This is a genomic window from Pseudomonas sp. LAMO17WK12:I1 (assembly GCF_900177315.1).
Taxonomy (GTDB): domain Bacteria; phylum Pseudomonadota; class Gammaproteobacteria; order Pseudomonadales; family Pseudomonadaceae; genus Aquipseudomonas; species Aquipseudomonas marginalis.
Map to the genome: position 1 here is coordinate 353101 of NZ_FWZV01000005.1, position 13030 is coordinate 366130.

Genomic DNA, 13030 nt, shown 5'->3' on the forward strand with positions numbered 1-13030 from the left:
TCCCACAGGGGATCTATGGACGGTTCAAGACTGGTACTGGCTGAGCAGCCGCTCCATCCGTGCATCCATCCGGCGCTTGATCTCGGTTTCGATATGGGGGGCAAAGTCGTCGATCACATCTTGCATGATCAATTGCGCAGCGGCACGCAGTTCGTTGTCCAGGTGCAGCAGCAGGGCGTCGGGACCCTTTTCAGCCGCAGCAGGGGCAGCGTCCACCACAACGGGGGCTTCGACAACCGGTTCTGGTGCAGCTTGCTTGCTACCGACCATGTCGAACAACAGCGGAATCTGTACCTCGCCATCGGCCTGTTCGGTCAATAGTGGCGGTTGCAAGTCATCATCACCCAGCAACTGACGAATCGACTCGAGGTCGTCCAGCAGGTGGTCATCTTTTTTTGTCGGGTTGGGAGTGTCCATCATGTACTCAAAGTCGTTGTAGCCGGTGATCTTGCAAAGGATAGCCCTGTTCGCGGTAGAAACGGAAACTCTCCCGCGCGGCCTGACGAATAGCCGGATCTTCCACCACCACTTCCGCCACACGGGCGAAGGCCTTGGCAAAAGGCGGTACTTTCAGGTCCAGGTTGACCAGCAGGTCCTGGTGATTGCCGCAACTGTCCCCCAAACCCAGGACAACCTGGCCTTCGGGTTCTGATTCTGCGGGGCCGTGGGGCACGAAGCTTTCGCCCTTGAAACGCCACAGGCGGGCGTCGAGCTCGTCGCGTTGGGCGGCATCGCTGCAATGCAGGTAGATGCGGTGGCCCATGCGCCAGGCTTTCTCGGTGAGCTTGCAGGCGAAGTCCAGGCGCGCGAGCGGATCGGCGCTGGGCAATATATAGAAGTCGACTTGGGTCATTGCGGTTCCTGAGGCCGGGGCGGCGAGATCACCGCCCCGGCATCTTCAGTGTCAGGCTTTGGCTCGGTCCAGCAGGTATTGGGTCAGCAATGGCACCGGACGGCCGGTGGCGCCCTTGTCCTTGCCGCCGCTGGTCCAGGCCGTGCCGGCGATGTCCAGGTGCGCCCAGTTGAAGTTCTTGGCGAAGCGCGACAGGAAGCACGCAGCCGTGATGGTGCCGGCTTTCGGGCCGCCGATGTTGGCGATGTCGGCGAACGGGCTGTCCAGCTGCTCCTGGTACTCATCGAACAGCGGCAGTTGCCAGGCGCGGTCGTCGGCGGCCTTGCCGGCGCTGAGCAGTTGCTCGATCAGCTCGTCGTTATTGCCCAGCAGGCCCGAGGTGTGGGAGCCCAGTGCCACGATGCAGGCGCCGGTCAGGGTGGCGATGTCGATCACGGCCTGTGGCTTGAAGCGCTCGGCGTAGGTCAGGGCATCGCACAGCACCAGGCGGCCTTCGGCGTCGGTGTTGAGGATTTCCACGGTCTGGCCGCTGAGGGTGGTGACGATGTCGCCCGGACGGGCCGCGCCGCCGCTGGGCATGTTCTCGGCGCAGGCCAGGATGCACACCAGGTTGATCGGCAGCTTCAGTTCCAGCACGGCGCGCAGGGTGCCGAATACGCTGGCGGCGCCGCCCATGTCGTACTTCATCTCGTCCATGCCCAGGCCCGGCTTGAGGCTGATGCCGCCGGTGTCGAAGGTGATGCCTTTGCCGACCAGGGCGTAAGGCTTCTCGGACTTCTTGCCGCCGTTGTATTGCATCACGATCAGGCGTGGCGGCTGGTCGCTGCCCTGGCCCACGGCATAGAACGAGCCCATGCCCAGTTCCTTGATCTTCTTCTCGTCCAGGACTTCGACTTTCAGGCCCTTGAACTCTTTACCCAACGCCTTGGCCTGTTCGCCCAGGTAGGTCGGGTGGCAGATGTTCGGCGGCAGGTTGCCCAGGTCGCGGGTGAACGACATGCCATTGGCGATGGCCTGGGCGTGGGTCACGGCGCGCTCGACTTCAGCCTGGGCGGCCTTGATGGTCAGCAGGGTGATTTTCTTCAGGGCGCGGGGTTCGGCTTTCTGGCTCTTGAACTGATCGAAAATGTAGCCGCCGTCCACCAGGGTTTCGGCCAGCAGGCGGGTCTTGCCGTAGCTGTCACGGCCCTTGACCACGATTTCATCGAGTGCCAGTGCGGCATCGCTGCCGCCCAGGCCCTTCAGGGTGTTGAGGATGCCGCTGATGATCTTGCGGAACGGACGGTCGCCCAGTTCAGCGTCCTTGCCCACGCCCACCAGCAATACGCGGTCGGCTTTCAGGTTGGGCAGGCTTTGCAGCAGCAGGCTCTGGCCGACTTTGCCGGCCAGGTCGCCGCGCTTGAGGACCGCGCTGATCGCGCCGCCGCTGAGTTCGTCGAGCTGCCTGGCGGCTACGCCGAGCTTGCGGCCTTCGCCGATGGCGACCACGAGGGTGGCGGTTTTCAACGTTTCGGGGCTAACGCTTTTTACAACCAATTCCATTTTCGGGTCCCTTATATAAGGTCTGAGAGCCTGGCGTCTGTACGCAGGCTTTAAAGCGTGGCGGCTGTGTAAACCACCAGCGACAAAGGCCGCAGTTTGAACCTCGCCGACGGAGCCTGACAACCCTTTGTGCCTGCGCATGAGGTTGCGCAGTGACAGGCGCGGTCAATCACAGGATAATGCGCCATCTTTTTAGCCGGCCCGGTGCAAACGGGCTGACTCGGTATGCTTGCTTGTTTGGCCGCCTTAGCCTGACAACCCTGGAGTGTCTGGTTTGATCGTCTTCCGTTATCTGTCCCGCGAAGTCCTGTTGACCCTGAGTGCCGTGAGTGCGGTCCTGCTGGTCATCATCATGAGTGGTCGTTTCGTCAAATACCTGGCCCAGGCTGCCTCCGGCGCCCTGGACCCAGGCTCGCTGTTCCTGATCATGGGCTTTCGCCTGCCGGGATTCTTGCAACTGATCCTGCCGCTGGGCCTGTTCCTCGGCATCCTGCTGGCCTACGGCCGCTTGTACCTTGAAAGTGAAATGACCGTGCTCTCGGCCACCGGCATGAGCCAGCAGCGCCTGCTGGGCATGACCATGATTCCGGCGGCCGGTGTTGCGCTGATCGTGGCCTGGCTGAGCCTGAGCCTGGCTCCCCAGGGCGCCATGCAGTTCCAGCTGGTGCTGAACAAGCAGGATGCGATGACCGAGTTCGATACCCTCGAGCCGGGCCGTTTCCAGGCACTCAATGACGGCTCGCGGGTGACTTACACGGAAACCTTGACCGACGACCGCGCCAACCTGGGCGGTGTGTTCATCTCCGAGAAACGGTTTGGCCAGGACAAGAAAGACCGGGGCATTTCCGTACTGGTGGCCGATTCGGGCCGCCAGGAAGTGCGTCCTGACGGCAGCCGCTACCTGATCCTGGAAAATGGCTATCGCTACGATGGCAGTCCAGGCATGGCCGACTATCGCGCGATCAAGTACGACACCTATGGCGTGATGCTGGCCCGCCCGGATATCAGCGACGAAGTCACCGACCGCGACGCCATCCCCACGGCGGACCTGCTCGGCAGCAAGGAACTGCGCTCCATCGCCGAGCTGCAATGGCGGATTTCCCTGCCGCTGCTGGTGTTTATCGTGACCCTGATGGCCGTGCCGCTGTCGCGCGTCAACCCGCGCCAGGGCCGTTTCCTCAAGCTGTTGCCGGCGATCCTGCTGTACATGGCTTACCTCACCATCCTGATTTCCGCCCGTGGCTCGCTGGAGAAAGGCAAGCTGTCGCCGGTCCTGGGCCTGTGGTGGGTGCACGGCATGTTCCTGGTGATCGGCCTGGGGCTGCTGTATTGGGAGCCTATTCGTTTGAAAATGATGAGCCGTCGTGGCCAGAAGGAGTTGGCTCGTGGCTAAGCTCGATCGCTACATTGGTAGCAGCGTCCTGATCGCCATCCTGGCGGTACTGGGCATTATCCTGGGCCTGGCCTCGTTGTTCGCCTTCATCGATGAAGTCGGCAACGTCAGCGACACCTATACCGTATGGGACGTGCTCGGCTACGTGGCACTGACCGCGCCGCGTCGTCTCTACGACATGATGCCGATGGCCGCGCTGATCGGTTGCCTGATCGGCCTGGGCAGCCTGGCCAGCAACAGCGAACTGACCATCATGCGCGCCGCCGGGGTGTCCGTGGGGCGTATCGTCTGGGCGGTCATGAAGCCAATGTTGCTGCTGATGCTGTGCAGCGTGCTGATCGGTGAGTACGTCGCGCCGCCGGCCGAAACCACCGCCCAGGCCAATCGCGCCCTGGCCCAGGGCTCGGGCGATGCACAAAGCGCCAAGCATGGCCTGTGGCACCGCCAGGGTGATGAGTTCATCCACATCAACGCCGTGCAACCGGGCGGGCTGTTGATCGGTGTGACGCGCTACACGTTCGACAAGGAACGTCACATGCTGTCGTCCAGTTTCGCCAAACGCGCGCAGTACGGCGACGAAAAGTGGCAACTGACCGACGTCACCACGACTTACTTCCGCAATGTCGGCCAAGGCACCAAGGCCAGCACCGAAGTGATCAATGTGCCGAGTGAAGAGTGGGATATCGCCCTCAAGCCGGAACTGCTCAATACGGTGGTGATGATCCCCGAAAGCCTGCCGATCTCCGGGTTGTGGGGCTATATCCACTACCTGAAGGATCAAGGCTTGAATAACGGTCGTTACTGGCTGGCATTTTGGGTCAAGGTGTTGCAGCCGGTGGTGACCGCCGCACTGGTGTTGATGGCGATCTCGTTCATCTTCGGTCCGTTGCGCTCCGTGACCCTCGGTCAGCGGGTATTCACGGGCGTGCTGGTCGGTTTCACCTTCCGCATCGCCCAGGACCTGCTCGGCCCGTCGAGCCTGGTGTTCGGGTTCTCGCCACTGTTTGCAGTGCTGGTGCCGACGGCCATCTGCGCCCTGGCCGGGTTCTGGCTGCTGCGCCGGGCCGGCTGATACCGCGCCGTTGGATAAAAAATGCCCCGCTCGGATGAGCGGGGCATTTTTGTTCTGGTCAGCAAAGATGACGCCCGGCCTGAGCATCAGGTACAATTCCCGGCTATTTTTCAGCGGGCAATCTGCCTGCAGCCTTTTTGAGTGTTGATCCGTGAGTGATTTGAGTCATATCCGCAATTTCTCCATCATCGCCCACATTGACCATGGTAAGTCGACGCTGGCCGATCGATTCATCCAGATGTGCGGCGGCCTTGCCGAGCGTGAAATGGAAGCCCAGGTGCTGGACTCCATGGACCTCGAACGCGAGCGCGGGATCACCATCAAGGCCCACAGCGTTACCCTGTACTACACCGCCAAAGACGGTATCAAGTACCAGTTGAACTTCATTGACACCCCCGGCCACGTGGACTTCACCTATGAAGTCAGCCGCTCCCTGGCGGCCTGCGAAGGTGCGCTGCTGGTGGTGGACGCGGGCCAGGGCGTTGAAGCCCAGTCCGTGGCCAACTGCTACACCGCCATCGAGCAAGGCCTGGAAGTCATGCCGGTGCTGAACAAGATCGACCTGCCGCAGGCCGATCCGGACCGCGTAAAAGAAGAAATCGAAAAAATCATCGGCATTGACGCTACCGACGCCGTCGAGTGCAGCGCCAAGACCGGCCTGGGCGTCGATGAAGTGCTCGAGCGCCTGGTCAAGACCATTCCAGCCCCCACCGGCAACTACGAAGATCCGCTGCAAGCGTTGATCATCGACTCCTGGTTCGACAACTACCTGGGGGTTGTCTCCCTGGTACGCGTGCGCCACGGCCGTGTGAAGAAGGGCGACAAGATCCTGGTCAAGTCCACCGGCAAGATCCACCTGGTGGACAGCGTCGGTGTATTCAACCCCAAGCACACCGCGACCACTGATCTGAAAGCCGGTGAAGTAGGCTTCATTATCGCCGGTATCAAGGACATCCACGGTGCGCCGGTGGGTGACACCCTGACCTTGAGCTCCACCCCTGACGTCGACGTGCTGCCGGGCTTCAAACGCATCCAGCCGCAGGTCTACGCCGGCCTGTTCCCGGTCAGCTCCGACGACTTCGAAGACTTCCGCGAAGCCCTGCAAAAGCTGACCCTCAACGACTCGTCGTTGCAGTACACCCCGGAAAGCTCCGACGCCCTGGGCTTCGGCTTCCGCTGCGGCTTCCTCGGCATGCTGCACATGGAAATCATCCAGGAGCGCCTTGAGCGCGAATACGACCTGGACCTGATCACCACGGCGCCGACGGTTATTTTCGAGCTGCTGCTCAAAAACGGTGAAACGATTTACGTCGACAACCCGTCCAAGCTTCCAGACCTGTCTTCCATCGAAGACATGCGCGAACCGATCGTGCGGGCCAATATCCTTGTGCCGCAGGAACACCTGGGCAACGTCATTACCCTGTGTATCGAAAAGCGTGGCGTGCAGCACGACATGCTGTTCCTCGGTACCCAGGTGCAAGTGACCTACGATTTGCCGATGAACGAAGTGGTCCTGGACTTCTTTGACCGTCTCAAATCCACCAGTCGCGGCTATGCTTCGCTGGATTACCATTTCGACCGTTACCAATCGGCTAATCTGGTGAAACTGGATGTGCTGATCAACGGCGACAAGGTCGATGCCCTGGCACTGATCGTGCACAAGGACAATGCGCACTACAAAGGTCGCCAGTTGACCGAGAAGATGAAAGAACTGATTCCGCGCCAGATGTTCGACGTCGCGATCCAGGCCGCCATTGGCGGGCAGATCATTGCGCGAACCTCCGTCAAGGCACTCAGAAAGAACGTACTGGCCAAATGCTACGGCGGTGACGTAAGCCGTAAGCGCAAGCTGCTTGAGAAGCAAAAGGCCGGTAAAAAACGCATGAAGCAAGTGGGCAACGTGGAAATTCCACAAGAAGCCTTCCTTGCGGTGCTCAGGTTGGATAGTTAGGTCCTATGTCGCTAAATTTCCCGCTGTTGCTGGTCATCGCCGTTGCCGTTTGCGGTCTCCTGGCGTTGCTCGATCTGGTGTTCTTCGCCCCGCGTCGGCGGGCGGCTATCGCGTCCTATCAGGGCAGCGTCAGCCAGCCCGATGGCATGGTGATCGAGAAGCTGAACAAAGAGCCTTTGCTGGTTGAATACGGCAAGTCGTTCTTCCCGGTGTTGTTCATCGTGCTGGTGCTGCGCTCGTTCCTGGTGGAACCGTTTCAGATCCCGTCGGGGTCGATGAAACCTACCCTGGACGTGGGCGATTTCATCCTGGTGAACAAGTTCTCCTACGGGATTCGCCTGCCGGTGATCGACAAGAAGGTCATCGAAGTCGGTGATCCGCAGCGCGGCGATGTGATGGTGTTCCGCTACCCGAGCGACCCGAACGTCAACTACATCAAGCGTGTGGTAGGCCTGCCGGGCGACGTGATTCGCTACACCAGCGACAAGCGCCTGTTCATCAACGGCGAGTCGGTGGCCGAGAAGCTGATCGGTTCCGAACCGAACAGCCTGGGCAGTGCCGAGCTGTACCAGGAAAAACTCGGTGCGGTAGAGCATGAAATCCGCAAGGAAATGAGCCGCTACCGTGCCATGCCTGACGGCGAGTGGAAAGTGCCGGCCGGGCACTACTTCATGATGGGCGACAACCGCGACAACTCCAATGACAGCCGTTACTGGGATGACCCCAGCATTCCCAAGGACCTGCTGGGCATGGTTCCCGACCAGAATATCGTCGGCAAGGCCTTTGCGGTCTGGATGAGCTGGCCGGAACCCAAGCTCAGCCACCTGCCGAACTTCTCGCGGGTCGGGCTGATCAAGTAATACAAGCGGCGCTGTGAACACAGCGCCGAATGCTTTTCTGGGGCTTGGACATTTCCCGTCCCCGTGCAATACCAACCAGGATTTGAATTTGAACACTGCGTCAATCGTCGATGGCCGCCGGTGCCACCACACAGATATGGGTAAACCGTGACCGTTTCTCTAAGTCGTCTCGAGCGCCAGCTCGGCTACACCTTCAAGGATCAGGAATTGATGGTCCTTGCCCTCACACACCGCAGCTTTGCAGGGCGTAATAACGAACGCCTGGAATTCCTCGGTGATGCCATCCTCAATTTCGTCGCCGGTGAAGCACTGTTCGAGCGCTTCCCCCAAGCCCGTGAAGGTCAGCTGTCGCGTTTACGCGCACGCCTGGTAAAGGGCGAGACCCTGGCCGTACTGGCCCGTGGTTTTGGCCTGGGTGAGTACCTGCGCCTGGGTTCCGGCGAGTTGAAGAGCGGCGGGTTCCGCCGTGAGTCGATCCTGGCCGATGCGCTTGAGGCGTTGATCGGCGCGATCTACCTCGATGCCGGCATGGAAGCGGCCAAGGAGCGCGTCACCGCGTGGCTGACCTCCGAGATCGAAAGCCTCACGCTGGTCGACACCAACAAGGATCCAAAGACCCGCTTGCAGGAGTTCCTGCAATCGCGCGGTTGCGACCTGCCACGCTACGAAGTGGTGGATATCCAGGGTGAACCCCATTGCCGCGTGTTCTTCGTGGAATGTGAAATCACCTTACTGAATGAAAAAAGCCGAGGTCAGGGTGTGAGCCGTCGTATTGCCGAACAGGTAGCGGCCGCTGCAGCACTGATTGCCCTGGGCGTGGAGAATGGCCATGACTGATTCAACCGCAACACGCTGTGGCTATGTTGCCATCGTCGGCCGCCCGAACGTGGGCAAGTCCACGCTGCTGAACCATATCCTCGGCCAGAAGCTTGCAATCACCTCGCGCAAGCCGCAGACCACCCGCCACAACATGCTGGGCATCAAGACCGAAGGCAGCGTGCAAGCGGTCTACGTCGACACCCCGGGCATGCACAAGGGCGGCGAGAAAGCCCTTAACCGCTACATGAACAAGACGGCCTCGGCGGCGTTGAAAGACGTGGACGTGGTGATCTTCGTGGTCGACCGCACCAAGTGGACCGACGAAGACCAGATGGTCCTCGAGCGCGTGCAGTACGTCACTGGCCCTTTGATCGTCGCGTTGAACAAGACCGACCGCATCGAAGACAAAGCCGAGCTGATGCCGCACCTGAGCTGGCTGCAGGAGCAACTGCCGAACGCCCAGATCATGCCGATCTCGGCCCAGCACGGGCACAACCTCGAAGCCCTGGAGCGCGTGATCGCCGGTTACCTGCCGGAGAACGAGCACTTCTTCCCGGAAGACCAGATCACCGACCGCAGCAGCCGTTTCCTCGCCGCCGAACTGGTGCGTGAGAAAATCATGCGCCAGATGGGCGCCGAGCTGCCGTACCAGATCACCGTCGAAATCGAAGAGTTCAAGCAGCAGGGCAAGACCCTGCATATCCATGCGCTGATCCTCGTCGAACGTGACGGTCAGAAGAAAATCATCATCGGCGACAAGGGCGAGCGCATCAAGCGCATCGGCACCGAAGCGCGCAAGGACATGGAATTGCTGTTCGATTCCAAGATCATGCTTAACCTGTGGGTGAAGGTTAAAGGCGGCTGGTCCGATGATGAGCGCGCACTGCGCTCCCTCGGCTACGGCGACCTGTAAGGACACCGCAGGGCAAAAAATGTGGGAGGGGGCTTGCCCCCGATAGCGGTGGGTCAGTTAATAAGTAAGTGACTGAGCCACCGCCATCGGGGGCAAGCCCCCTCCCACATTAGGTTTGTGTTGTTTTCAAGATAGAGAACCCATGTCCCAATCCTCACCCACCAGCCAACTCGCCTACGTGCTGCACAGCCGCGCCTACCGCGAGACCAGCGCGCTGGTGGATTTCCTCACGCCCCAAGGCCGCCTGCGCGCGGTGTTGCGTAGCGCGCGGGGCAAGGCGGGGACATTGGCGCGACCTTTCGTGGCGTTGGACGTGGAGTTTCGCGGCAAGGGCGAGCTGAAAAACGTCGGCCGCCTGGAAAGCGTCGGCACGTCCGCCTGGCTCAATGGCGATGCACTGTTCAGCGGCCTCTACCTCAATGAACTGCTGATCCGCCTGTTGCCCGCCGAAGACCCGCACCCGGCGGTCTTCGATCACTACGCCGCCACCTTGCTGGCCCTGGCCGAGGGCCGCCCCCTGGAGCCGCTGTTGCGCGCCTTCGAATGGCGCCTGCTCGACGACCTGGGCTACGGCTTCGAACTGCACAACGACCTGCACGGCGACCCCATCGCCGCCGACGGCATGTACCGCCTGCAGGTGGATGCGGGCCTGGAGCGTGTGTACCTGCTGCAACCGGGACTGTTCCAGGGCACCGAGCTGCTGGCCATGAGTGAAGCCGACTGGACTGCACCGGGCGCCTTGTCCGCCGCCAAGCGCTTGATGCGCCAGGCGCTGGCCGTGCACTTGGGTGGACGGCCGCTGGTCAGTCGCGAGTTGTTTCGAAAGCCCTGACATCCCCGTGTATGCTGTGCAGCGTTTCTTTCCCCTTTTCAGGAGCGCTTCCGTGACCACCAGCAATCGCATTCTTCTTGGCGTCAACATCGACCACGTCGCTACCCTGCGCCAGGCCCGGGGCACCCGTTACCCTGACCCGGTCAAGGCCGCGCTGGACGCCGAAGAAGCGGGCGCCGACGGCATCACCGTGCACCTGCGCGAAGACCGCCGCCACATCCAGGAGCGCGATGTGCTGCTGCTCAAGGACGTGCTGCAAACCCGCATGAACTTCGAGATGGGCGTCACCGAAGAAATGATGGCCTTCGCCGAGCGCATCCGTCCGGCGCACATCTGCCTGGTCCCGGAAACCCGCCAGGAACTGACCACCGAAGGCGGCCTCGACGTGGCCGGCCAGGAAGCGCGGATCAAGGCCGCCGTGGAGCGCCTGTCGAAGATCGGCAGCGAAGTCTCGCTGTTCATCGACGCCGACGAGCGCCAGATCGAAGCGTCCCGCCGTGTCGGCGCGCCGGCCATCGAACTGCACACCGGCCGGTACGCCGACGCCACCACACCGACCGAAGTGGCGGATGAACTGCAGCGCATCATTGACGGTGTGAACTGCGGCCTTAATGAAGGCCTGATCGTCAATGCCGGCCACGGCCTGCACTACCACAACGTCGAAGCCGTGGCCGCGATCAAGGGCATCAACGAGCTGAACATCGGCCACGCGCTGGTGGCCCACGCGCTGTTCGTCGGTTTCAAAGGCGCGGTGGCCGAGATGAAAGCCCTGATCCTGGCGGCCGCCAAGCGCTGATCGCAGATCCGCGGCAATGCGAAGCCTTACTGTTTAGCCAATGCAGGTGTATCGTATCCGCCCTTTGCAGGCCCTGCGCCTGCGGCAGATACGTGAGGTTGTTGTGTCCCGATCCTTTTCCCGTCGACAAATCCTGGGTGGTCTTGCCGGCCTGGCCGTAGTGGGCGTCGGTGCCGGTGGCGCCTACCGCTACTGGCTGGGGAAAGTCGCCGAAGCCGAAGCGGGGCATGATTACGAACTGATCGCCGCGCCGCTCGACGTAGAACTGGTGCCGGGGCACAAGACCCAGGCCTGGGCCTTCGGCCCTTCGGCACCGGGCACCGAGTTGCGCGTGCGCCAGGGTGAGTGGCTGCGGGTGCGCTTTATCAACCACCTGCCGGTCGCCACCACGATCCACTGGCACGGCATCCGCCTGCCGCTGGAAATGGATGGCGTGCCCTACGTCTCGCAATTGCCGGTGCTGCCCGGCGAATACTTCGACTACACATTCCGCGTGCCCGACGCCGGCAGCTACTGGTATCACCCCCATGTGAACAGCAGCGAAGAACTCGGCCGCGGCCTGGTCGGCCCGCTGATCATCGAAGAACGCGAACCCACAGGGTTCAAGCACGAGCGCACCCTGAGCCTGAAGAGCTGGCATGTGGACGAAGAGGGCGCCTTTGTCGCCTTCAGCATTCCCCGTGAGGCCGCGCGCGGCGGTACGGCCGGGCGGTTGTCGACCATCAATGGCGTCTCCCAGGCGGTGATCGACCTGCCTGCCGGGCAGATCACCCGTGTGCGCCTGCTCAACCTCGACAACACCCTGACCTATCGCATCAACATCCCCGACGTCGAAGCGCAGATCTACGCCCTGGACGGCAACCCCGTCGAACCGCGCCCGCTGGGCAAGGAATACTGGCTGGGTCCGGGCATGCGTATCTGCCTCGCGATCAAGGCGCCGCCGGCGGGTGAAGAACTGTCGATCCGCAACGGCCCGGTGCGCCTGGGCACTTTCCGCTCAGTCGCCAACACCGATGCACCGACCGAATGGCCACCGGCATTGCCCGCCAACCCGATTGCCGAGCCGGACCTGGCCAATGCGGAGAAACTCAACTTCAATTTCGAGTGGGTCGGTTCAGTGTCGGTGAATGTCGATAATGGCAAGCCGCCGAGCCTCTGGCAGATCAACGGCCAGGCCTGGGACATCACCGACAAGACCTGCGCCGATCGCCCGATTGCCAAGCTGGAAAAAGGCAAGAGCTACATTTTCGAATTGAAGAACATGACCCAGTACCAGCACCCGATCCACCTGCACGGCATGAGCTTCAAGGTGATCGCCTCGAACCGCCACAAGGTGATCCCGTATTTCACCGACACTTACCTGCTGGGCAAGAACGAACGCGCCCGCGTGGCATTGGTGGCGGATAACCCCGGGGTGTGGATGTTCCACTGCCACGTGATCGACCATATGGAAACCGGCCTGATGGCCGCCATCGAGGTGGCGTGATGCGCCAGTTCCGCCCCACGGCGATCATCGACCGCAGCCGCGACCAGGATTTCATGCGCGAAGCCCTGGCCCTTGCCGCCCAAGGCGCGGCGCTGGGCGAAGTGCCGGTGGGCGCGGTGCTGGTGCAGGACGGTGACATCATCGGTCGCGGCTTCAACTGCCCGATCAGTGGCAATGACCCCAGTGCCCACGCCGAAATGGTCGCCATCCGCGCCGCCGCGCAGGCTGTCAGCAACTACCGCCTGCCGGGCAGTACGCTGTACGTGACCCTGGAACCGTGCAGCATGTGCGCCGGGCTGATCGTGCATTCACGCATCGCGCGGGTGGTGTATGGCGCGTTGGAGCCGAAGGCGGGGATTGTGCAAAGCCAGGGGCAGTTCTTTACCCAGGGCTTTCTGAACCATCGGGTGTTGTTTGAAGGCGGGGTGCTGGCCGAGGAGTGCGGCACGGTGTTGAGCGAATTCTTCAAGGCCCGCCGGGCCAAGCCCCCGCTCTAAAGAACACTTCATTTTT

Annotated in this window: 13 protein-coding genes; 10 read left to right on the forward strand and 3 right to left on the reverse strand. The window is 61.6% G+C overall.

The annotated features are described in order from the left end of the window. Window positions 1-24 precede the first annotated feature (24 nt). Genes B9N88_RS11895 through B9N88_RS11905 form a run of 3 tightly spaced genes read right to left on the reverse strand, consistent with a single transcriptional unit; the run spans window position 25 to window position 2395 of the window. Window positions 25-420, reverse strand: coding sequence for a hypothetical protein (locus B9N88_RS11895; protein WP_043293424.1), 396 nt, complete (start codon window positions 418-420; stop codon window positions 25-27). Between the two features lie 4 nt (window positions 421-424). After that, complete coding sequence (locus tag B9N88_RS11900; RefSeq protein WP_027604668.1) at window positions 425-853, reverse strand: DNA polymerase III subunit chi; 429 nt, start codon at window positions 851-853, stop codon at window positions 425-427. Window positions 854-904: 51 nt separating this feature from the next. Continuing rightward, window positions 905-2395 carry a leucyl aminopeptidase gene (locus B9N88_RS11905; RefSeq protein ID WP_027604667.1) on the reverse strand — a complete coding sequence of 497 codons (1491 nt, stop codon included), beginning with the start codon at window positions 2393-2395 and terminating at the stop codon, window positions 905-907. Between the two features lie 274 nt (window positions 2396-2669). Here B9N88_RS11905 and lptF point away from each other — a divergent pair, with 274 nt between their 5' ends. The 10 genes from lptF to tadA all read left to right on the forward strand — a co-directional run bounded on the left by lptF (window position 2670) and on the right by tadA (window position 13014). Beyond that, window positions 2670-3788 (forward strand): LPS export ABC transporter permease LptF, encoded by a 1119-nt coding sequence (gene lptF / locus B9N88_RS11910; protein ID WP_027604666.1) that lies wholly within the window; start codon window positions 2670-2672, stop codon window positions 3786-3788. After that, window positions 3781-4860: an LPS export ABC transporter permease LptG gene (lptG, locus tag B9N88_RS11915; protein WP_027604665.1), complete on the forward strand. Its 1080-nt coding sequence runs from the start codon at window positions 3781-3783 to the stop codon at window positions 4858-4860. Before lptF ends, lptG begins: the two co-directional genes overlap by 8 nt. A gap of 151 nt (window positions 4861-5011) precedes the next feature. Next, the gene (gene lepA / locus B9N88_RS11920; protein WP_027604664.1) at window positions 5012-6811 is read left to right on the forward strand and encodes a translation elongation factor 4; all 1800 of its coding nucleotides are present in this window, start codon (window positions 5012-5014) and stop codon (window positions 6809-6811) included. 5 nt (window positions 6812-6816) lie between these two features. Next, window positions 6817-7671: a signal peptidase I gene (lepB, locus tag B9N88_RS11925; protein WP_027604663.1), complete on the forward strand. Its 855-nt coding sequence runs from the start codon at window positions 6817-6819 to the stop codon at window positions 7669-7671. A 147-nt stretch (window positions 7672-7818) separates the two neighbouring features. Continuing rightward, window positions 7819-8508 (forward strand): ribonuclease III, encoded by a 690-nt coding sequence (gene rnc, locus B9N88_RS11930; protein ID WP_027604662.1) that lies wholly within the window; start codon window positions 7819-7821, stop codon window positions 8506-8508. Next, on the forward strand, window positions 8501-9403 hold the full coding sequence (era, locus tag B9N88_RS11935; RefSeq protein ID WP_027604661.1) for a GTPase Era: 903 nt from the start codon (window positions 8501-8503) through the stop codon (window positions 9401-9403). The genes rnc and era overlap by 8 nt, the downstream gene beginning before the upstream one ends. Window positions 9404-9545: 142 nt before the next feature. Beyond that, a complete protein-coding gene (gene recO, locus B9N88_RS11940; RefSeq protein WP_027604660.1) occupies window positions 9546-10235 on the forward strand; it encodes a DNA repair protein RecO in 690 nt (229 codons plus the stop codon). A gap of 52 nt (window positions 10236-10287) precedes the next feature. Continuing rightward, entirely contained in the window at window positions 10288-11031 is a 744-nt protein-coding gene (gene pdxJ, locus B9N88_RS11945) for a pyridoxine 5'-phosphate synthase (RefSeq protein WP_027604659.1), read from the forward strand. Window positions 11032-11134: 103 nt separating this feature from the next. Continuing rightward, window positions 11135-12517 carry a multicopper oxidase family protein gene (locus B9N88_RS11950; protein ID WP_027604658.1) on the forward strand — a complete coding sequence of 461 codons (1383 nt, stop codon included), beginning with the start codon at window positions 11135-11137 and terminating at the stop codon, window positions 12515-12517. Then, the gene (gene tadA / locus B9N88_RS11955; RefSeq protein WP_027604657.1) at window positions 12517-13014 is read left to right on the forward strand and encodes a tRNA adenosine(34) deaminase TadA; all 498 of its coding nucleotides are present in this window, start codon (window positions 12517-12519) and stop codon (window positions 13012-13014) included. The genes B9N88_RS11950 and tadA overlap by 1 nt, the downstream gene beginning before the upstream one ends. The last annotated feature ends 16 nt before the right edge of the window (window positions 13015-13030 follow it).